This is a genomic window from Corynebacterium lehmanniae, from assembly GCF_043161975.1.
GTDB lineage: Bacteria > Actinomycetota > Actinomycetes > Mycobacteriales > Mycobacteriaceae > Corynebacterium > Corynebacterium lehmanniae.
This window is the reverse complement of the sequence record NZ_CP170998.1, coordinates 332,932-353,334: the sequence shown is the minus strand read 5'-3', so window position 1 is coordinate 353,334 and position 20,403 is coordinate 332,932. Positions and strand designations below refer to the sequence as shown.

The 20,403-nt window shown below is 57.0% G+C and carries 17 protein-coding genes, 1 tRNA gene and 1 pseudogene; 7 read left to right on the top strand and 12 right to left on the bottom strand.

Going from position 1 to position 20,403, the window contains the following annotated elements:
* Position 1: 1 nt before the first annotated feature.
* Positions 2-1,642 (bottom strand): IS21 family transposase, encoded by a 1,641-nt coding sequence (gene istA / locus ACF3NP_RS01695; RefSeq protein ID WP_392398876.1) that lies wholly within the window; start codon positions 1,640-1,642, stop codon positions 2-4.
* 161 nt (positions 1,643-1,803) lie between these two features.
* Between istA and ACF3NP_RS01690 the strand changes: the two genes are divergently transcribed.
* A complete protein-coding gene (locus ACF3NP_RS01690; RefSeq protein WP_392398875.1) occupies positions 1,804-2,118 on the top strand; it encodes a hypothetical protein in 315 nt (104 codons plus the stop codon).
* A gap of 78 nt (positions 2,119-2,196) precedes the next feature.
* On the opposite strand, the gene ACF3NP_RS01685 is transcribed toward ACF3NP_RS01690, so the two are convergent.
* The 4 genes from ACF3NP_RS01685 to ACF3NP_RS01670 form a co-directional block, all read right to left on the bottom strand.
* Positions 2,197-3,033 carry a hypothetical protein gene (locus ACF3NP_RS01685; protein ID WP_181888822.1) on the bottom strand — a complete coding sequence of 279 codons (837 nt, stop codon included), beginning with the start codon at positions 3,031-3,033 and terminating at the stop codon, positions 2,197-2,199.
* Between the two features lie 71 nt (positions 3,034-3,104).
* Entirely contained in the window at positions 3,105-4,499 is a 1,395-nt protein-coding gene (locus tag ACF3NP_RS01680) for an AAA family ATPase (RefSeq protein WP_181888823.1), read from the bottom strand.
* 78 nt (positions 4,500-4,577) lie between these two features.
* Positions 4,578-5,213, bottom strand: a complete 636-nt coding sequence (locus ACF3NP_RS01675; RefSeq protein WP_181888824.1) for a hypothetical protein — start codon at positions 5,211-5,213, stop codon at positions 4,578-4,580.
* A gap of 27 nt (positions 5,214-5,240) precedes the next feature.
* Positions 5,241-5,504, bottom strand: coding sequence for a hypothetical protein (locus tag ACF3NP_RS01670; protein WP_181888825.1), 264 nt, complete (start codon positions 5,502-5,504; stop codon positions 5,241-5,243).
* A gap of 132 nt (positions 5,505-5,636) precedes the next feature.
* Between ACF3NP_RS01670 and ACF3NP_RS01665 the strand changes: the two genes are divergently transcribed.
* Positions 5,637-5,709 (top strand) — tRNA-Asn (locus ACF3NP_RS01665).
* Between the two features lie 152 nt (positions 5,710-5,861).
* Here ACF3NP_RS01665 and ACF3NP_RS01660 read toward each other — a convergent pair.
* Both ACF3NP_RS01660 and ACF3NP_RS01655 read right to left on the bottom strand, forming a co-directional pair.
* Complete coding sequence (locus ACF3NP_RS01660; RefSeq protein ID WP_181888826.1) at positions 5,862-6,392, bottom strand: hypothetical protein; 531 nt, start codon at positions 6,390-6,392, stop codon at positions 5,862-5,864.
* A gap of 120 nt (positions 6,393-6,512) precedes the next feature.
* Positions 6,513-6,977, bottom strand: coding sequence for a hypothetical protein (locus ACF3NP_RS01655; RefSeq protein WP_181888827.1), 465 nt, complete (start codon positions 6,975-6,977; stop codon positions 6,513-6,515).
* Between the two features lie 445 nt (positions 6,978-7,422).
* On the opposite strand from ACF3NP_RS01655, the gene ACF3NP_RS01650 reads away from it, so the two are divergent.
* Positions 7,423-8,421, top strand: coding sequence for an NADP-dependent oxidoreductase (locus tag ACF3NP_RS01650; protein WP_181888828.1), 999 nt, complete (start codon positions 7,423-7,425; stop codon positions 8,419-8,421).
* Between the two features lie 9 nt (positions 8,422-8,430).
* Positions 8,431-9,129 (top strand): annotated as a pseudogene (locus ACF3NP_RS01645) (type 1 glutamine amidotransferase domain-containing protein).
* 3 nt (positions 9,130-9,132) lie between these two features.
* On the opposite strand, the gene ACF3NP_RS01640 reads toward ACF3NP_RS01645, so the two are convergent.
* Positions 9,133-10,059, bottom strand: a complete 927-nt coding sequence (locus tag ACF3NP_RS01640; protein WP_392398874.1) for an ornithine cyclodeaminase family protein — start codon at positions 10,057-10,059, stop codon at positions 9,133-9,135.
* 466 nt (positions 10,060-10,525) lie between these two features.
* Positions 10,526-12,496: a hypothetical protein gene (locus ACF3NP_RS01635; RefSeq protein ID WP_392398873.1), complete on the bottom strand. Its 1,971-nt coding sequence runs from the start codon at positions 12,494-12,496 to the stop codon at positions 10,526-10,528.
* Between the two features lie 197 nt (positions 12,497-12,693).
* Here ACF3NP_RS01635 and ACF3NP_RS01630 point away from each other — a divergent pair, with 197 nt between their 5' ends.
* Positions 12,694-13,569, top strand: a complete 876-nt coding sequence (locus ACF3NP_RS01630) for an SGNH/GDSL hydrolase family protein (protein WP_392398872.1) — start codon at positions 12,694-12,696, stop codon at positions 13,567-13,569.
* 500 nt (positions 13,570-14,069) lie between these two features.
* Here the strand turns inward: ACF3NP_RS01630 and ACF3NP_RS01625 are convergent, their stop codons facing one another.
* The 3 genes from ACF3NP_RS01625 to wecC all read right to left on the bottom strand — a co-directional run bounded on the left by ACF3NP_RS01625 (position 14,070) and on the right by wecC (position 17,302).
* On the bottom strand, positions 14,070-14,942 hold the full coding sequence (locus ACF3NP_RS01625; RefSeq protein ID WP_392399121.1) for a UTP--glucose-1-phosphate uridylyltransferase: 873 nt from the start codon (positions 14,940-14,942) through the stop codon (positions 14,070-14,072).
* Positions 14,943-14,993: 51 nt separating this feature from the next.
* Positions 14,994-15,929, bottom strand: a complete 936-nt coding sequence (locus ACF3NP_RS01620) for an NAD-dependent epimerase/dehydratase family protein (protein WP_392399120.1) — start codon at positions 15,927-15,929, stop codon at positions 14,994-14,996.
* 122 nt (positions 15,930-16,051) lie between these two features.
* Entirely contained in the window at positions 16,052-17,302 is a 1,251-nt protein-coding gene (wecC, locus tag ACF3NP_RS01615; RefSeq protein WP_392398871.1) for a UDP-N-acetyl-D-mannosamine dehydrogenase, read from the bottom strand.
* A gap of 147 nt (positions 17,303-17,449) precedes the next feature.
* Here wecC and ACF3NP_RS01610 point away from each other — a divergent pair, with 147 nt between their 5' ends.
* Positions 17,450-18,766, top strand: coding sequence for a UDP-glucose dehydrogenase family protein (locus ACF3NP_RS01610; RefSeq protein WP_392398870.1), 1,317 nt, complete (start codon positions 17,450-17,452; stop codon positions 18,764-18,766).
* Positions 18,766-20,400 carry a glycosyltransferase gene (locus tag ACF3NP_RS01605; RefSeq protein ID WP_392398869.1) on the top strand — a complete coding sequence of 545 codons (1,635 nt, stop codon included), beginning with the start codon at positions 18,766-18,768 and terminating at the stop codon, positions 20,398-20,400. Before ACF3NP_RS01610 ends, ACF3NP_RS01605 begins: the two co-directional genes overlap by 1 nt.
* Positions 20,401-20,403 lie beyond the last annotated feature (3 nt).

The following is a 20,403-nucleotide window of genomic DNA, read 5'->3' as shown; positions in this document are numbered from 1 at the left end:
GTTATGCAGATCCCTTCTTGGTGAGGTTTTCGAGGCTGAACTGGGCAGCACCACCGAGGTAGGCGCCGCGGGTGTCACGCGCTGACGGGGCAGGCGCACCGTCAGCGGGTCTGCCGGTTAATTGATCGATTGGCAGGTCAGCACCTGTAGGTCGTGTGGAGGTGTCTTTGCGCACGGCGGCCATCATGTTTTTCACCGCGGTATACGACACAGCACGCCTTCTGCCGTCGGTGGACACCAAACGTCTGCAGGCATCTTCGAGGATTGGCTTGTTGGCGTGTTTGCCCATGCTGAGCACGTTGCGGCACGCTTGGTACGCCTGGGCAGGGATCGCTTTGGCTTCGATGATCTCGGCAATCACCTGGCGGGTGGCCGGCCCGATCTTGGAGGCTTCGCGCAGGAAGTACTCACTTGTCCACAACCCACGGGTATCACCCAGGTTCGCCGGTATGTGGTCGGTGTCGGTGACATACACCCCGCGGGCACGCGCGAGTTGGTGTCTGGCCACACGCTGCCCGGCGTCGAAGACGGCGAGACTGTCACCGGTGATGCGCACATCCACGGTGCGGCCCACCAGCTGGTTGGGCACCGAGTAATGCGCGTTGTGCACTCTGATGTGGAAATTGGGTGCGACTTTGGCGCGTTTCCATTCGGTGCGCTGCCACGGTGTTGCAGGCAGCGCGGTGAGCACGTCGCGTTCGAACTGATCAAACAATGCGCGTCTGCTCGTCGCATTGCCGCGAAACGGCGTGGCAGCGTTGATCCCATCGACCAGGGCGGTGATTTTCGCGTTGAGCTCGTCTATCCCGACGCACTGGTGGCCATCGAGTGCGTGGATGACGTTTTGGGTGACGATCTTGACTGCGGCTTCGACGCTGGCCTTGTCTTTGGGTCGTTTCGCCCGAGCCGGCAATGCGGCGGTGTTGTAGTGCTCCAAAAACTCCTCGTAGGTGGAGTTGACCCGACGATTTTTGTCCGCGGCACTAATCGCGTTCGAGGCTGTCGAGGCGTTATCTGGCACGATGACCTCGGCAACCCCGCCGAAGTACTCAAACGCGCGGATATGAGCTGCAAGCCATGCGTCCTGGCGCTCATCCGCGCACGCGCAGGCGAACACCATGCCTGAATACGGCAGCGAGGCGACAAAGATACTGACCTTCGATCCTTGCCCGCCGGTGGGGTCACACAGCCGCATCTTTGTGCCTGCCCAGTCCACCTGCATCGTATGGCCTGGGGCATGGGTGATCCTGGCGGTCAGCCCAGCTGCATCAACGTGTTGGGCCACAAGCTGGCGAAACCGCTCGTAGCTGTAATACCGCTGGCCTGGGTCCGCAGGCTGTGCGGTGTAGCGGCCCCACAGTACCTGCAGGGTCACCTTGTTGCGCCCGGTGCGTGCCTTGGCGACAGCGTCGAAATCGATCGGGACGAAATCGCCCTGAGCATGGCTGCGCCCGTCGACGAACCAGTCCACCAGCTCATGATCCGCAACCCCACGAAGTTGCTCACGGGTTGTGATGTTGTGTTCCACCAGCGCATCGCGTGCTTTTTGCACCGTGGTGTGCGAGCACCGCAGACTCGAACAGATTTGGCGGACAGACCAGCCTTTGAGCACTTGATCCATTACCGCCCGGTAGTCAGTCACAATCAGACTCCTCTGGTAACGCCGCGTGCCCTGAAGTCACGCGGTCACCAGAATCCTCCCCCGGACTGTTACTGGATGCTCACCAATGCGTTACTCGATACTCACCACGGTGTTACTAGATACGACCGCGTAACATCAAGTCCGCGTTGAAGGTGTCAGCCATGGCCATGCTTCGCGCCGCTTACCACCACGGCAAACTCAGCGAGCGGGAATACCACTCCCGCCTGACCGCCCTCTCCGCGCGCGGCTTCCGCACGGACGAGCCAGGCAGCACACTGCAATACGAACGCTCGCGCATCTTCGATTACGTACTTTCCCCCGATGGTGGCGCCAGCATCTCGAGCATCGCCGCTGAAACAAAGCTCCCACCACAAGACCTGCACGCGCTCATGCTCAGTGCTCAACCCCACACCGTCTCTGGCTCTGCTCCGAGAACGAATACACCCACTCGCCCAGCTCTCCGCGTCGTGCGCTAGGACCCCTTAAAACCACGGAGCGGCCTCGCCATGGGCCTGCTAGCGGGCTAAAATACCTTGCAACACCTTTTGCTCGAACTAGACGCATGAACACTGCTCAACGAATTCACTGATCGCGGTGCCCCACGGGCAATTGCGCACCTCACTGCGCGTGATTTCAGCTTCGAACAACGTCCTCAGTTTACGAGTGCCCCAAGAGTCATCGAGTAGGAAATTGAGCACCTCCAAGAAATCATGATCCCCGATCGTTCGCCATTCTTTGCCGCGCAATTCGGCCAGAATCTGCTGCGTCTCCTCTTCCAACCTGTATTCTTCGTTTCGAACGCGGACGGTTCCCCTTTCAATCTCCACGCTGACCCCGTCCAACCCTTTCGATTTATGCAATACGAGCTCGACTACCGTCTCCAAACTTCGCATCGGGCTACTCAAGTAAGCCGCAAACGGAAATGAATCGAACTTCAAGCCGATTCCATAACGCGCATTCAGGACTCTTAAGCAAGTCAAATTAAAAGTCAAAGATAGGGCAGAAGAAATAGTTAAAGCCTGATGCTGGGACTTTTCTCTGTCCTGCATCCGCCGGTATCTTATTTTATTTACAGCACCTACGACATCCCCTGTCACGCGCGGCGCGCTACACAGCACGTCCATGAAAACATCGTGAGCATTCGTTTGAATGACAACCGACTCTCCACCCCCGTCGGTACAGACTATTTCATCAAAGTCTCGATCGATCAAAACTCGCGACCGTTTAAAGCCCGCATCTTCAATCATTGCAGCCAATTCCAGACTTTTCGGCTTGCCTCCGTTAATCAGCCGGATGTCGACCGCACCTTTGAAGCCTTTCTCTATTAAAGTGGCATCATCCTCGCCTTCCGGAAAGATAAGCGGTAAAGAATCCCCACCGTTCTCTCGCATGCCCGCGAGGTTTCTTCTAGCCTCAATTGACCGTTCCTGGATGTCCCGCATCACGGCTTCACTATCTGTATTCAATTCTCCCCGCCCTGCTCGCTTTTTAACGTCAGCGGTCGCACTGCCTCCCAAGCGTCGCCAATTATTTCAGGCGAATGCGTTGCAACAATATATTGAAAATCGTTCACTTCTCTCAACGATTCGAACTCATCGAGAATCTCAGCTTGCCAGTTAACATGGAGCGAAAGCTCGGGTTCGTCGACCAGCACCAGACGCTTAGAGCGCGAGCGGAAGACGAGATCGAACGCCATTCGTATTTGATGGCGTTCGCCCGATGACAAGTTGGAGCCGCGCGGCGAAACCAACTGCCCGTCGGCGAACCGCAGAAAAATCCCCGTTGGCTCAACTACAATCTTGCTTCTGACCAGCTTCGCATTTACTAGTTTCTCAAAAATGTCTACACGCTGACTTAAATCAGTTAACGAGTTGATTTTTGCCATCCCGTCTAGAACATGGAGAGTCAGCGCTTCGATCTCCCATCCTTCTAAACGCCGATCAGGCAGTGGAGCCATCTCAATTTCATCCACGCCCACATTGCGCGTCGTTTCACGAAAATTTTCCCGAAGAACTTCGTATACTGCACGAAACTCATTTTCTGTGTCGAACATTCGCCGCCCACCGCCTCCCTGCTCGTTCAGCAATCTCTGAGGAAAGGTGGAATCGAGCGATTGAGAGACTTTCACATAGTCGAGACGCGCATCTTCGAATTCTTTTCGGATGTGGGACACGATATCGGGAGTATCCGAAATCAGATGCGAACTGGCACTCGAATCACCTGAGGCAGAGAAACTTCCGTTGCCAGCGAGTCGATCAGCACCGACCATACAGACTTTCTCATGTCCCAAAAACCCCTTAATGATTCTTGCGTTTCCCCCAAAAACCGGCCCGAATTTGCTCTCACCTTCGTCAGTAAGGCAATAGTTCAACAGGCGATCTGTGGACATTAAGCCCGCCGGGAGCTTCCACTGCTTGGGGCCAGGACCTCGCCTCCTCCTGAGCAAGAGACGATCCTCAGCCCAATCTTCGAATTGGTTATACTCCTTGGATGAAAATGCCCACTCGGCATTACCGTCGGCGTAGTTCAGGGAAAGCAGGATGCTGTTTACAGACTGGGAGCTGGATCTCGTCAGCTGACTAGGGTGTTCTTGTCTTTCACACCGGAGAACCTCACCGTTTTGGAAACTAATTTCCACCAGTCGAAACGGTTCAGCAAGCAAAATTGAGATCTCAAGATTCAGGAGCGCTTTCACCAGGTTCAGCAGCTTCGTCTTGCCAACACCATTAGGGCCAATGAGGATAGCGCGCGTGTTTTTGGAATCTAAATCGAACTCGTGTTCCAGATTTCCGAATAAGCCGCCGACCTTCACCCTCTGGATCAACCAGTCAGTCGGCATCTCGTCCTCTTCGGCCATCCGCATCTCACTTCCCTTCGTACGCCGTGAGGCAGTTAAGCAGAGAGTTAATTGAACTCCCTCCAGGCTCCAACCGAACTACTTCCCAATCTCCGCCGGCGTGCAAATCGGCGCCTGGCGGATGAACTCCTCCGGCGCGCCCTGCTCGCGCAGCGTCAGACCGTTGTAGCACCCGCGCTGCATCCCGGTCTGCTTCGTGCCGGCAGTCGGGATCACGGCCCACTTGCCGTTGGAATTCTTGAAGTACAGGATCCAGTCTGTCTGGTTCGCACCCGCAATGGCCCACTTGCCGTCGCAGAACATCACGTTGGTCCCGGTGAAGTGCGGCCACTCCGGCACCACCGCGTCAAACGCCTGCGGCGCGCAAGAGCCACCAGCAGCCGCGCCATTGTCCTTCTTGGTCAGCCCCGGGATCGCCAGCGCCGGCACCAGCGAGGACAGTCCCGCGGCCGCCGCCGGGTCCAGCCCTTCGGGCAGCTCCAGCAAGCCCTGCTGCACCGCGAAGTACCCGCCGGCACCCACTGCGGCCAGCACGCCGAGGGTGATGCCGATAATTGCGCCCGTGCTTAACGACGAACCTTCGGCCTCCCCCGAATCCGCAGAGGAACCCGTATCGGTAGTGTCTGCGCCATCCTCAGCGAAGGTGGCAGGCGCAAGGACGGCGGACGTGGTGACGGCGGCGGCGACGCCGAGTGCAAGCATCGGTTTCTTCATGCCCGCCACTCTATCGCGTTATCCCCGTCACTTCGAGGGGAACAACGCAATTCCCCACACTCCGAGCGCGACGGCGGCCGCCACGAGCACCCACCACAGCACACCGCGCGGCCGCGAGAACCACTTGTCCGCGGCCAGCCAAACGACGCTCGGCACGACCAGCGCCAGCCCCAGAAACGTCAGTGCCCGCCAGTCGTCGAGACGGTTCGCCGACAACAGGCACACCACGCCAAAGCCCGTCAGTCCCCATGCGACGGCGTTTGCTCGGAATCCACCTATCGGAATCAACATGCCAGCCACCCTACCCAAATTGCCGGCCACATAACCACCCCAGAAAACACCGTTCACCTGCCGATTTGGGCAAGTCAAACATCCCGCGCTATTGTTACATCTCGTTGCACAGCGCAAGCAACGGCAACATATTCCTCCATAGCTCAGTTGGCAGAGCATTCGACTGTTAATCGAAGGGTCACTGGTTCGAGCCCAGTTGGAGGAGCAAATACCTAACATCCCCTCACCAGACGGATTGTCTGGTGAGGGGATGTTTTCTTGCTGTGTCGCTATTTCTGTTTCCGGGGCTTCCGGGGTCTTTTGTAGTCAAAATGTAGCCACGGACAACGCGTGCCACCCCACACACCTGACAACACCTCACAGACCGGAGGCATGAAGATCTTTCGCCCCATCAAGAAGGGGATCCCCCTCCAGCGCCAGGTACCCGTCCACCTGTTTCACCAGGTTCATCGGCGGCAGCTCAAGGCCTAGATCAATTCCCATCACTTCAGACAGCCACTCGTTGACGGTGTAAAGGCTCCAGATCTTCTGTCGCGCTTGTCCGCCCCCAACGAAATCAGTCTCCGCGGGGAAGCCCAAATCAGGGTGCGTAACCCATTTGTTCACCGCCTGACGGGTCACACCCGTTAGTTTCGCTATATCGCTCGTATTCACCAAGTGGGGGACGACTTCCACAAACTCTAGTTCGCCATAAGCTCCCAGTTGATGCATGAGATCGGTTGCCTCATGAAAGGCCTTCTCAGGCAAGCATTCCAGGTGCAGTTCCGCGATCGTCCAACCATTTAGCCGGACGAAAGAAACCGCCGGGAAGGCGCTCTCGATCCGCTCGATGCGTTCTTCATCGTCATAGTCAATGCCCAATACTCGCAGGCCTAAGACAATAGCCATCCTCTACCCCTCCAACACGCCCGCAGTTGTCAATTGACAACTAGTTAATCAGCATAGGGAAGATTTGCCAAGCCTGCAGCAGCCCGCCAGCGGCTTCCGTCACCCCTCGGCTTCACTCCCCTATCCCTGTTGCAGCGTGTTTAGCCGCGCTCTAACTGACCTGTAGCGCTGCCAAGCAGCCTCCACGTCTCGACGTACCGGTTTGCTTTGACGCAACGGAGCAATTTTCTCGCGAGCACGGTTCAGATAGCCACGAGCACGATCCGCGATTCCTGAGACATCGCCCAAATCACCACCGTCGGCGCCCTCCCGTTCAATCACCGAGAGAATCCGCAGCGCCTCATTCTCCAACTTTGCTGCACGATCAAGCAGCGCTCTCCGCTCTTCAATCATCGCGGCGTTTAACAGTGCATTCGATGCCGCCTGTTTTTCTACCGCGCCAATCAGCATTTCCGCGCGGTCCAGAGCCTCGTTCGCCGCCGCGACCGCATCGGTGTGCTCGGCACCGTGCTCGCACAGCTGAATTATTCGGCGAGCCTCCTTCGCTTTGGCAGTGGGATTCCTCGGAGTTGAATCGAACCGCACCTCGCATTCCCCAGCTGGGCAACGGACTACAAAGCCCCCGTGGCTCTCCTTGGATCTTGCGGTCCAGCCTAAAGACCTCGCCCGCTGTGCCTGCTCATTGCAGTCCTTGTCCTCTAGCTCTGGCCATCTATCCCCGGCCCCATATGTTTTCCCGGCCACCGCACCCCCAGTGTCGCTTCCTCACGGATTCTAGCACCCGTTCAATCAGCCTCAAGCCCGATCGCTACTCCGCAACCACCCGCGCCACCGCCAGGTCCTCCCACGGCATCCCGACGGTCCTGAACACCACCCGCCGCGCCGAAATCCCCAGCACCTTCACCCCGCAATTAGCGCTAAAGCTACTCGCGGGGTGTTTCGTTTGTCCCAGCCAAGCGGAGGGAATAGCGGCCGCCCTGTCCAACGTTCTTACCGTTGTTCCAGGAACAGCGATTTAAGGAGTAATGCGTTGACTACAGCCAAGCAATGGGTTCTCGCTTCTCGCCCGGAGGGCGCGCCGACCGCCGAGAACTTCCGACTCGAGGAAGCACAGCTGCCGGAGCTCTCTGAGGGCCAGTTTCTGGTCGAGAACACCTTCGCCAGCGTGGATCCGTATATGCGCGGGCGGATGAACGACGTGAAGTCCTACATCGAGCCGTTCCAGATCGATGAGCCGCTGACCGGCACTGCGGTCGGCACGGTCACGGAGTCCCGCTCGGACAAGTTCAAAGCGGGCGACACGGTCCGGCACTTCGCCGGGTGGCGCACAGACGCCGTCCTGAACGAGGACGAGGCGGAGCAGATCGATACCACCATCGCCCCAGCAGAGGCGTACCTGGGCATCCTCGGCCTGACGGGTCTGACCGCCTACGTCGGGCTGATCGCCGTCGGCGAGATGAAGGAGGGTGACGTCGTGTTCATCTCGGGCGCGGCAGGTGCTGTGGGCTCGGCCGCCGGGCAAATTGCGAAGCATCTCGGCGCGGCGAAGGTGATCGGGTCCGCAGGCTCCGCGGAGAAAATCGAATACCTCAAAAGCATCGGATTCGACGAGGCGTTCAACTACAAGGACGGCGACGTCAACGGCCAGCTTGCCAAGGCGGCGCCGGAGGGCATCGACGTCTATTTCGACAACGTCGGCGGGGACCACCTCGAGGCCGCGATCCAGAACGCGAACACGTTCGGCCGCATCGCCATGTGCGGGGCCATCGCCCAGTACAACGACACTGAGCCGGCGCCCGGGCCGCGGAATCTGGACCTTTCCATCGGCAAGTGCCTCACGCTGCGCGGGTTCGTAGTGGGCCAGTACTCCCACCTTGCCAAGGAGTTCCAAGAGAAGATCGCCCCGCTCGTCGTCCATGGCTCAATCACGTTCGAAACCACGGTGCGCGAGGGCATCGACAACATGCCGGCCGCGTTCCTCGAGCTGTTCGAAGGCGGCAACACCGGCAAGATGATCGTCAAGTTTTAGGAGGACACAATGACCAAGGTTCTTATGGTCGTTTCAGCAGCAGACCACTGGACGCTTAACGACGGCACACCCCACCCCACCGGCTTCTAGGCCGAAGAACTGGTGACCCCGTACTCGATCTTCACCGACGCTGGCTGGGACGTCGATGTGGCGACACCCGGCGGCAGGGCGCCAGTCGTCGATAAGGCGAGCCTCGATGACAGCGCCGGCGACGCTGGCACCCTGGCAGAGGTGAAAACGCAGCTGGAGAAGCTTGAACCCATGTTGGCGAAGCCGCTCAACCTGGCCGACGTCAACGCCACGGACTACGACCTTGTTTTCTACCCCGGCGGGCACGGCCCGATGGAAGACCTCGCGGTGGACGAGACTTCCGGACGCATCCTCACCGAGCGCATGGAGAACAACGCGCCTGTGGCGCTGCTCTGTCACGCGCCGGCCGCGGTCCTCGCAACGGAGAACGCCCCGGGCGGCTCCCCGTTTGCCGGGCGGAAGATGACCGGCTTCTCCAACGACGAGGAACGCGCCGGTGGGCTCGCCGACAAGGCACCGTGGCTGCTCGAAGACCGGCTCGTCGCCCTCGGCGCTGAGTACGAGAAGGCGCCGGAGCCGTGGGCGTCCCACGTCATCGTCGACGGCAACCTCTACACCGGGCAGAACCCGTCCTCGTCCAAGGAGCTCGCGGAGCGCCTGGTAAAGGACCTCGCCTAGGGCTCACTTCAACGCCGCTGGGGCCTGGCTGGCAACAACCCGCGCCACCGCCAGGTCCTCCCACGGCATCCCGACGGTCTTGAACACCACCCGTCGCGCCGGATCCAGCGCCACATCACCGCGCACAACCTCGGCCATCGTCGCCGCATCCTCCCACGCAAGCGCACCCTTCTCCACCGCGATCGCCACATCGCCGGCCTCCCGCCGCGCAGCTTCAACATCCTCCACAAGCACCTGCGCGCCCCGCAGCACATCCTCGTGCAACTCCCGCGTGTCCGCGGTGTGCGCCCCCACAGCAAGCACAGTCGCATCAGCTCGCAACTGCCTATCGACGACCACAGGTTCCCCCGCAGAAGTCGCCACCACAACCAACCCGGCACGCCCCAACACCTCATCAGCCGCAGCACTCCCCGACTCCGCCCACGGATACGGCAAATCCGCCGGCTCACTCCGCGAGATAAACGTCACCGACACCTCCCGCACCCCTGCAAGCACATCCACTATCGTGCGCGCATGCGCCCGTCCCTGCACACCCGCACCGACGATCACACACTCCAACGGCTCGCTCGACGCCCGCAGCCGGTCCAGCACCCCCGCCACCGCAACCGCCGGTGTCCGCACCTCCGTCAGCGCCGCGGCATCCATCACGACCTCCGGCGTGAGCGTCTCCTCACCCATGAGCAGATACGATCCCTGCACCAGCGGCACATCAAGTTCCGAGCCGGCCGGTTGAATCCCCAACACCTTCACCCCGACCACCCCATCAAGCGCCGACGGCAGCAGGTGCATCTCCCCATGCGGCAGCGTCACCTTCTGGCGGTGCGGGTCGGTGGCGGGATCGAAGCCGTCGAGAAGCACCTCCCGCACGGCATCGACCGCCACACGTGGCGTGACAGCGGACAGTACCTCGTCATAACCCAAATTGCGCATGCGGCCGAGCATATCTGCCTTTACCGCACGCATGATCCACGGTTGGTCCATTCCGAGACCAGCAATTTGCCCCGCCGGTAGGTGTGCGGCTCGTCGTGGGTGTACGCGGGCGTCTTCTTCCCGGCGGCGTCGCCCATCTCGATTTCGCCGGGTGCGTGTTAGACGGCGACGAAGTCGGACCCGTTGTCGCCGGTGGTGGAGGTGCGCTGGTAGGGCGGGCGGCAGGGAAATTTTTCAATCGCCGTGAAGCCGATTTTTCCTAGACTCAGGCGGCAAATTAGAACACCTTCAATCCCACCGCAACGTTCAGCACTCCTAATGACACTTAGTAGGTGGCCGGACTCCCGTTAAGAACAATTCCAAATTGTGGCAAACGGTCACAACAACGTCTCGTTAATGACTGCACAACGCGAGGGGGCCAATTGTGTGTCGGTTATTCCCGTGCCAAAAAGCTCAAGCCGTTCCGCTACAAGGTGCACGCACCCTCCGAGAGTGATTGATACTCAAATCGAATTCTGTCCTCAGCTTGGAGCCGGTCGACTCCGACTAAGCCTAGCCGCACCAAGGAAGAAATAAATTTCAACGAAATCTTCGCCTTCTCAGGACTCTCAGAGAATGTTCTGAGGGTGTGCGCCAAATCGGAGCGATTCAGGTAATCGCAAAGAGCAGGGTGCGACAGCGCCTCCGCAGCTTCATCCGCAAATGTTCGGAGACCGTAGGCCTGCCGAGGACTAATTCCTAACCGTTTAGCTTCAAGTACGTCTCGGTCGGAGACTAAATCGGTTTCCACTTCGTACGATCGTGAGAAGTGAGGGTTCAAATTCGGCGCCACAATCCTATTTTGCCCATTCGGAAAGAAGTAACGGGGAGGATCAAACCGCTCCCTGCGATAGATTGCCGGTATCCGGTCATGACCGGAGCCGTGGAAAGGATAGTTCATCAAGTAAGGTGCCATTTTGCGCATAGCATCCAACCCAACAAAATTTGCCCGACGCCGATACCTGTCCAGCACGTTTGCAGCTGCAATTAGCTCTAGATTGTATAGAATGTCGAACCGCAGCTGGGCCCGCGATGACCAATATGCGAGCTGCCCTATCCAAAAGCGATTTCTACCCGTTAGGTACAAATAGTTCCCCAGCTGGTCCTCGCGAGCGCCAGCATCACGTCCTCTCTCAAGGATTTCTTCGACCCTGTCTTTGATTAGGGATTCAAAATCAGGAAGGAAAAGCCGCCGCCCTTCTACTGCCCAAGAGTATATCGGATACTTGGAGAAAACAGATTCTACGAAACCTCCACCAGAAACTCCCCTACCTAAGAGCTCCTCAGAGATTAAATAGAAGTCCCGAAAAGTCTCACCGTACCCGCCAGATAGCGACGTTACCGGAGAACGCCCTGCAAAATCTCTCGCAGAGTGATTGATAGTCCCCGCCGAGTCCCGCGAACCCTCTATACAACCGCTCAGGAAGTTAGAGTTTTCCTCCACCACGGAAGAAACCGGGTACAGCCAGCTAATGGGTCTGCCACAGACTCTCGCAATACCGCATGCCGTCTGCCACTCATCAGAGGATTTTAGACTGTAGAAAGACACACTATCTAAAACTCGTGCGTTATTTAAGCCGGAGATAACAAGTCTAGAATCGAACCCACCAGTGACGTCAGCGTAAACTTCGCCTTGAGAAGCTTCAACTACCGCATGAGCGTTTCTTCGAATATTCCGCACGCCTTCTTCAATAAGGTCTGGGTAGTCATCGGGACTCGCCCCGTAAAGTTTTTCGCCAATGGGCAGTCGGTGTGAAACGTAAGTGCCATCCGGGTGCAACTCGATCACGTTGCCCGGAGGCATCAGTTTAAAACCCTCAACCGGTGAGTCGGATCCAAGATAACCCGTACCGGTCGCTATCGCGCTGAGTTCAAATAGCGGATCCCGTTTTGTGGCGATCCCAAAGACAGAAAGGGCAACTCTTAAAGATTCGGAATCGAAGCCGAACGCAGTTACATTCTCACTTTGATACCGCAGAAGCATTCCCCCACCCAAGGGGTCCGTCAGCAGGTAAATATCCTCGGATCTGGAATCTAGAACCGAGGCAGTGAAAGATCCTGAACTTTCAACGGCAAGCGCTGCAATGTCTTCCGAAGTTTTGCCGGAGAGGACAGACTGGAAGCCGATTAAGTCGGAAACGAAGATCCCGCCAATGCGACCGCCACCACGAAAGTTCAGGGCTTCTAGCCTGGAGCTGTCAGCACCAACCTGCCGTCCACCAAACGTAACCCAGCGAGATCGAGTCCAGCTATCCCCTACCGGGGAGTTTTCGACACATAGATATACAGGGCTTCCAAACACGCATTTTCCTAACCTACTGGGCTTTTTCGCTTCATTATACGCACCATGAGCCTCAGCTCCTACCACTGAACGATCACAGCGAGTTAAAGCGATCACTCCCCCGAAAGTTCGACAGCGCAAATTCATCTTGATCGTCCTAACGGCCGTATCTCCGTGACAACTCATGAGTTCATTACCGCAGCGTCGAGATCGTGATACATGCCTTATGATCTAACGCTCAAGGGAGTTCAATCGCCTCCAAAGAGTTGGCCAACGCCCCTTTCGCCATGCAAGTAAATCCCAAGGAGGAGAAAATGAATGCGAAACGTTATATCAGGCTAAAGGAATGGGGAGTACTACAGGACACCTCAAAAACACCCCAAGAAGAATATCTAAAAGGCACCGACGGTTCCCTTGCCCCCGCCCCCTACCGCCTCCGAACCGACGCATCGGGATTCATAAAGACCGGCAACTCAATTTCCAATTCCGAAGCGAAAAGAAATATCATTATGCTGGGCGGGTCATTTGTTGAATCTCTCTTCGCGCCGGAGACCGAACGGTTCCCCGCGCGGGTTGAGAGGCTCCTTAACGAGGATGGACACCCTCTACAGGTCTTGAACGGCGGATACTCAGGGGCCACGCTGCTGCATGTATACAATATCGTCCTAAACAAACTTGTGCCGCTGTTCAAGCAAACAGAGCGCCTACTCCTCTTTACATCGATGAGTGATAATCGGCCGCAAATCGATGCCGATTCCTATTGGATAAAACACAAGATGCATTCGCCAATTGTCAGCGACGACAACCCGGCCTCGTACGGCCCCCAAGTTTCCGCCAACACCCAGCCACAGTACGCATTGCTTCGATCACTCGTAGGACTTTGTCAGGAGTTTAACCAAGAACCAGTTGTAGTACTATCTCCGTTTAGATATGCAGAACCTTGGCAGGATGAGTTTCTCGCAAAGCGCTTTGACTCAGTTGAAAAGCTTGAAAAATATTACAGCCGATACAACGAGATCAACGACACAGCACGAAGAGCGGCGGTATCGATGGAGGTGCCCTGCATCGACCTGGCGGGCACTGTCGAGGGTGACCCTAGGCTATTTTACGATACTCTCCATCTGAATCTTCGCGGCCACAAAATAGTGTCTGAGGTACTCGCAACAGAATTGAAGAAAATCCTCAAGTGATGAAACAACAGGTCACGGATTCTAACCTGCGAAAATAATTGCGGTGGTTGATTGTCGGTTGTTCAAGACTCCGAAGGGTGGGTCGGCCAGGCCCACTTGCAAGCGAGAAAGTGTCTTATGCTCCGCCACTTGGTCAAGCGATCCGCATGGATTTCGCGCGACCAAAAACCGCTGCGAATATTTGACCTAGCCCCACTTCGAGCCCATTTCGTCAAGTGAGACGCCAGCGGTTCCAAGTCGCCAAAATTGATGTAGGAGGCTTCAAACTAGCCAGACACAGAGTCGACCAACCATTTCTGTCTATCACACAGTAGGCAGGATGCCCGCTTAGCAGACAACCAACTCCGCCTCATGACTAGGGTACTAAAATCAGTTAGACTGGCTACCCGACCGAAACCACTCTTGGACCAACGGGAAAGCCTATGAATTCATCTTAGGCTCGGCATCAAGTTTAACTCATTTACGGGCGATCAACTTCACCCCGGCAATACTCGCAATAGCTATATCACCACCTCATTCTCGAAGTCGGCGATGATCTTCTTCACCGCGGTGTACAGCGCCGGGCCGTACTTCTCATCCCGCAGACCAAAATCCACATTCGCCGGGATATACCCGCCCGGGTTACCCAGGTCGTGGCGCTTGCCCTCATGCACCACCACATGCACCGGGTGACCCTCAGAGATCATCAACTCAATCGCATCCGTCAGCTGCAGCTCACCACCCTTGCCAGGTGTGATACGGCGCAGCGCATCAAAAATCCCGCGGTCCAACAGGTAGCGGCCGGTAGCCACCAGCGTCGACGGCGCATCCTCAGCAGCAGGCTTTTCCACCATGCCGCGCACCTTCAACACCTCAACATCGTCGATCTCGGCCTGGGCATCCTCGACGTCGAACACGCCGTAGTTGAACACCTCCTCACGCGAGACGTTAAACGCACACAACACCGAGCCACCGAGACGTTCACGCACCGCGACCATCTTGTCCATCACACCCGCCGGCAACACCAAATCATCCGGCAGCATCACAGCAACCGCATCCTCGTCGTCGTCCAACGCCTCCTCAGCGCAGCCGACCGCATGACCCAGCCCGAGCGGCTCGTCCTGGGTCACCGCCACAGCCTCAATCAAACCGTTGGCGCGCGCGACCTTGTCCGCCTGCGTCTGCTTGCCACGGGCGACCATCAGCTCCTGCAAGTCCGAAAACTCGCCGAAATGCCGCATGATCTCTTCCTTATTCGGCGCAACCACCACAGCCAGACGCTGCGCCCCCGCCGCAGCAGCCTCCTCAGCAATCAGCTCAATGCCCGGGGTATCCACCACCGGCAGAAGCTCCTTCGGCACCGTCTTCGTCGCCGGCAAAAAACGCGTCCCCATACCCGCAGCCGGCACCACAACAGTCTTCACCCTCTGCAACTTGCACCACTTCTAGTTAGTACGAAAATATTCAACCGTACGCCGAATTCCCTCGTCTAAGGAAACTCGTGGCTCCCACCCCAAGGTTTTCTTCGCCTTATCTGCGGAAAGCGAAGACCGCGCCACATCGCCAAGTCTCGCCGGCTTATCGGTTGGACGATCATCTCCGCCAACTGCATCTGCAACTGCGGAATGTAAATCCCTGTCAGTCGTCTCAATCCCGGTACCGATATTGAATCTTTCCCCATCCCCGGCCTCACCTGCCGCCATAAAGAATGCACGGGCGACATCTTCGACATATACATAGTCTCGCGTATTGGTGCCACCCCCGAATATATATGTCTCCCCGCCATCCAAAAGGTGACGAGCAAAGATCGCCACCACACCAGCCTCACCATACGGGTTCTGCCTCGGTCCGTATACATTCGCAGGAGCAATAAAGGCTGTTTGAAGACCGTAAAGGTGACGAAAGACGTTTAGATAGAGCTCCCCCGCTACCTTCGAAGCAGCATAGGAAGATTTCGGATCCACCGACATTGCTTCCGTTGCAGGTAGCTGTTCCGGTTCACCATAGATCGATCCGCCTGATGACGTGTGGATTAGCTTGCGCACCCCACATTTTCGTGCAGCTTCCGCTATTCGGATTGTTGCGAGCACGTTCATCTCAGCATCAAGAATTGGATCCTCCACGGACCTACGAACATCGATCTGGGCAGCAAGGTGAAAAACAACTTCAGGTTCGACCCGATTGAAAAGTGCTTCAAAATCGGCCTCACGAATATCTTGCTCGAGCAATTCGACAGCATGATTCGACAGGTGGTCGGAGAGATTTTCACGCCGACCACTGCTCAAATTGTCGACTACCGTCACGTTGTGGCCGTTGGAGATTAAGAGGTCCACTAGATGAGATCCAATAAACCCAGCTCCGCCAGTTACTACCGCGTGCATTTTATCTATGAAACCTTTCTTTTGGTGTGTCGGATACTTGCCGTTGATGGCGACCAGGCTGAAACCTTCTGCCTGACGGTGCAATCCTGCAGGTTGTTGTGCCCGTAAACGCCCTATACATTTCAGTCAGTCCATTTACCCGTGAAGTCCAGAAACTCGACTTCCGGAAATTGACGCTTGTCAACCGAAAGGAAAGTACTGTGTGCGACAAGAAGTACGGCTAACTCACTGTTGCTCAATGCGCCCTCCGCAGAGTCCAGGCGGACATTGTCCGCATATTCCAACGAAGGGGGGAGATGTGAAATGTTCGGCTCTACGACCCTAAGCGATACTTTTGGGTTTCGCTTAGCAATAAGGCTCGCAATCTTGAGCGCCGGCGATTCCCGAAGGTCGCCTACATCCGCCTTGAACGCGAGCCCAAATAATGCAACCTCTTTCAAACTACCGCTATCGATCTTGTTTTGAATCTGGCTACAAACAAATTCAGGCTTCGCGTCGTTAACTTCTCGCGCTACACGAATTAAATGCGCACTTTGCGTAGAGGCCGCCAAAAACCAGGGATCAACGGCGATACAGTGCCCCCCAACCCCTGGTCCAGGTGTCAAAATATTTACGCGAGGGTGAAGGTTTGCAAGATCTATGAGCTCCCACACATCAACTTCTAGATCCGCACAAATCAACGAAAGCTCATTCGCAAATGCGATGTTAACATCACGGAACGCATTCTCAGTTAGCTTTACCATCTCTGCGGTAATCGCCGTTGAAGACCTAATGCTGCCGCGGACGAAGCATTTGTAAAGCTCCTCAGCCATGCAAGTAGCGGTCTCGGTGGTGCCGCCGACCACACGATCATTAGCAGGCATTTCGGCGGTAATCCCGCCCGGAATGACCCTTTCTGGGCAGTATGCAAAATAAACGCTGTTTTCCCTATCTTCCTCCAAGGTCAGGTCAGGACGGCTGGAAACAATTCTTTGTGCGAGAGCTTCAGTGGTTCCGGGTGCCGAAGTCGATTCAAGAACAACCAGTTCACCGCCTTTCAAGTTAGGCGCGATCGCGTCTGCCGCAGAATTTATGTAGCTATTATCGAACGAGCGACCCTCCCCCAAAGGAGTCGGCACAGCGATAACAAAGGCATCGGACGGACGAATGTCCTTGCCTACCTCAAGCAAACCGCTCTCTAGAGCCCGAGTTAGCAACGACGAAAACCCAGGCTCCTCGAATGTTGCACGCCCTTCATTAAGCGTCTGAAGAACTCGGTCGCTCGTATCCACGCCCCGCACAGTCAACCCTGCATTGGCGAAGAATACCGCTGTCGGTAGGCCGATATACCCAAGTCCGACGACAGTCAAGGTGGAAATTGGTGACTGCTCCACGTCGAAATCCTTTCGTTGTTTATCGCATACACTACTCACGCTGCACTGTCAGATTTACTGAGGCCAAAGTGCTCCTACCGTCGCCCCACATTTCGCCACCCCAAGAGGACATACAAGTCAGGGCACGGCATAATAGACATTATGCAGATGACTGTGATTGGTACCGGTTACCTCGGCGCAACGCATGCGGCGTGCATGGCTGAACTCGGCCACGAGGTGCTGGGCGTAGACGTTGACGAATCCAAGATTGAGGCGCTGAAGAACTCCAAGGTGCCGTTCTACGAGCCGGGCTTGCCCGAGGTGCTCGAGCGCAACATCGAGGCAGGTCGCCTTAGCTTTACGACGAGCTACGCCGAAGCCGCCGCCTTCGCCAATGTGCACTTCATCGGGGTTGGCACCCCGCAGCAGCGCGATTCCTACGCGGCGGATACCCGCTACGTCGAGGCGGTCATCGACGACTTGGTGCCCCAGCTCGAGGGCGAGCACCTGATTTTGGGCAAGTCCACCGTCCCGGTCGGCACCGCCGCCGCGCTGCAGGAGCGCGCCGACAAACTGGCCAAGCCGGGCACAACGGTGGAGATCGCGTGGAACCCGGAGTTCCTCCGCGAGGGCTACGCCGTGAAGGACACCATCGAGCCGGACCGCATCGTGCTAGGCCACCGCGCCGAGAACTCCCGCGCGGAGGAGATCGCCCGCGAGGTCTACGCCACCCCGCTGGAAAACGACACCCCGTTCATCGTGACGGATCTGCAGACCGCGGAGCTGGTGAAAGTCTCCGCCAACGCCTTTTTGGCCACGAAGATCTCGTTTATCAACGCCGTGTCCGAGGTCTGCGAGAACGCCGGCGCGGACGTGACCCAGCTTGCGGACGCCATCGGCTACGACGACCGCATCGGGCGGAAGTTCCTCGGCGCGGGCCTCGGTTTCGGCGGCGGCTGCCTGCCCAAGGACATCCGCGCGTTCATGGCGCGCGCCGGCGAGGTCGGCGCCGATCAGGCACTGACCTTCCTGCGTGAGGTCGACGCGATCAACATGCGCCGCCGCCAGCGCGTGATCGATCTCGCGCGCGAGGAGCTCGGCAGTGTGATCGGCCGCAACATCACCGTGCTGGGTGCGGCGTTCAAGCCGAACTCGGACGACGTGCGCGACTCGCCGGCGCTTGCCGTGGCCGGCCAGCTCTCGCTCGCCGGAGCAAGCGTGCGCGTCTACGACCCGCAGGGCATGGACAACGCCCGCAAGGTCTTCCCCACCCTCGACTACGCCACCAGCCTCGAGGACGCACTGCGCGGCGCTGAGCTGGTCATCCTCGCCACCGAGTGGCAGGAGTTCAAGCAGATGGATCCGCGGTGGGCGGCGGAGCTCGTCGACAAGCAATTGCTTATCGACGGCCGCAACGTCCTCAACGTCACCGACTGGCAAGATACCGGCTGGAAGATTCGCGCCCTGGGCAGGTCGATCGGTTGATGTCTAACCATAGAAGCTCGGTTTTGACGGAACCTCGAAACCCAGGAATTGACTCAATCGTTTACTTCCTGGAAGACGCATCTGCACTCGGAGGCGTCCGTAAGCACGTCATTGACTCCGCACAAGAGATGGCAAGACGCGGATTTCAAATATCCGTGGTTTCCCGGTACCACTCTGAGGATCTACTATTCCACGGTGCTCCGACTCAATCGATCTACGATCCTGGTTACCAAGACTTGGTCCGGTCGACGACAGATGCACGATCAGATGAGTCAGTTATTGCAGCACGATTTCGCGCGAATCGCCGACTTGATCAGATCTTTGGAAGTCTTCGCAAGAACACCGTTGTTATCGCGGTTCAGTACGGATGCTTAGTAGACCTCGAACATGCTCACCTTTTAGAGCAGTCTGAACGCGGATTCCATTTGGTGGGGGCGTACCACAGCTCGTGGGAGTATGCCAAGGACGCTGGCTATCTCCGCCTACTCAAGCGTCTTCTGCAGGAATGTGACCGTGCCGTATTTCTTACCGATGAAGATTGCTCCAAATTCACGTCTGACGGCGTCACTAACGGTATTTCGATCCCCAACGCAATTCGAGGTGGAACCGGCTCTTCGCAAAGCAGTCGTGAAGCTGCATGCGTATACGTTGGGCGTCTGCACCAAGAAAAGGGTGTAGAGGAACTTCTTAATGTTTGGGAGTATGCAAGAGCCATCGGGCGCACTCTCCCACCTCTGAAGATTTATGGTACGGGGCCCCTAGAAGGACTGCTCGCGGAAACAATCTCGAAAAAAGCACTCTCGTCGACGGTCGAGCTGTGTGGCTTTACTTCTGATCCACAGGAAGTTCTTTCGCAACACCGCCTGGTGGTTTCTTGCTCTCCTAGAGAAGGATTTCCAATGATGCTGCTGGAAGCTGGCTCAGTCGGAACCCCTTGTGTTGTCTACGATGCAGGTCCAGGAACTCGTGAATTTGGCAGCTCACATGGGGCGGGGGTGGTTGTTCCCACAGGTGATAGAGACGAATTCATAAGGTCAGTTGTCAACCTCTCTGAAAACGACACCGAGTGGAAGAGCAAATCTGCAGCAGCCTACGAGGCGACATCAGAGTACTCTCCCGATAGAGTCTACCTTCGATGGGAGCAGCTGATCGAGGACCTATCTGGTAACAGTAGTTCTAAGTCTGCTAGTAACGAAGTCACCCCAACTAACAAGGAAATCATGTCGACACAAAACTCACCCTCTAGCTCCGTGGTGAAATACGCCATACCTTCCGCTGTGGATTTCTCATCAAGTTCACTGATATTCAACTTTGCCACCGAATTGGCCCTCAAAGACTTTGTCGCAGCATTCCTTTACTGGGATGAAAATGAGGCACTTATCAACGAGAAGGTCGATGAGTTGAACTACTCCGACTTCTTGAACGCGCCCTTTGCTTACGTCCCGGAATCTGACGTGTACGGGCCCGATAACCCTATGCGTCTGGCGTTAGAGACACCGGCAAAGGCAGCTCGTATTGAGCTGCAACTCCACCAGTGGGGAAGGCAATCCGACCCACGCACATTCGTCAGTGTGTTCCTTGAGCAGAAGACCAGCGCTGGCACCGTGTCCTTCAAGTTAACGGAAAGCGAGTAAGCA

Coding starts and splice junctions, on each gene's coding strand:
- ACF3NP_RS01690 (WP_392398875.1), top strand. CDS start 1,804: ATGGCCATGCTTCGCGCCGCTTACCACCACGGCAAACTCAGCGAGCGG.
- ACF3NP_RS01685 (WP_181888822.1), bottom strand. CDS start 3,033: ATGCGAGAGAACGGTGGGGATTCTTTACCGCTTATCTTTCCGGAAGGC.
- ACF3NP_RS01680 (WP_181888823.1), bottom strand. CDS start 4,499: ATGGCCGAAGAGGACGAGATGCCGACTGACTGGTTGATCCAGAGGGTG.
- ACF3NP_RS01675 (WP_181888824.1), bottom strand. CDS start 5,213: ATGAAGAAACCGATGCTTGCACTCGGCGTCGCCGCCGCCGTCACCACG.
- ACF3NP_RS01670 (WP_181888825.1), bottom strand. CDS start 5,504: ATGTTGATTCCGATAGGTGGATTCCGAGCAAACGCCGTCGCATGGGGA.
- ACF3NP_RS01660 (WP_181888826.1), bottom strand. CDS start 6,392: ATGGCTATTGTCTTAGGCCTGCGAGTATTGGGCATTGACTATGACGAT.
- ACF3NP_RS01640 (WP_392398874.1), bottom strand. CDS start 10,059: ATGCGCAATTTGGGTTATGACGAGGTACTGTCCGCTGTCACGCCACGT.
- ACF3NP_RS01630 (WP_392398872.1), top strand. CDS start 12,694: ATGAATGCGAAACGTTATATCAGGCTAAAGGAATGGGGAGTACTACAG.
- ACF3NP_RS01625 (WP_392399121.1), bottom strand. CDS start 14,942: ATGGGGACGCGTTTTTTGCCGGCGACGAAGACGGTGCCGAAGGAGCTT.
- ACF3NP_RS01620 (WP_392399120.1), bottom strand. CDS start 15,929: ATGCACGCGGTAGTAACTGGCGGAGCTGGGTTTATTGGATCTCATCTA.
- ACF3NP_RS01610 (WP_392398870.1), top strand. CDS start 17,450: ATGACTGTGATTGGTACCGGTTACCTCGGCGCAACGCATGCGGCGTGC.
- ACF3NP_RS01605 (WP_392398869.1), top strand. CDS start 18,766: ATGTCTAACCATAGAAGCTCGGTTTTGACGGAACCTCGAAACCCAGGA.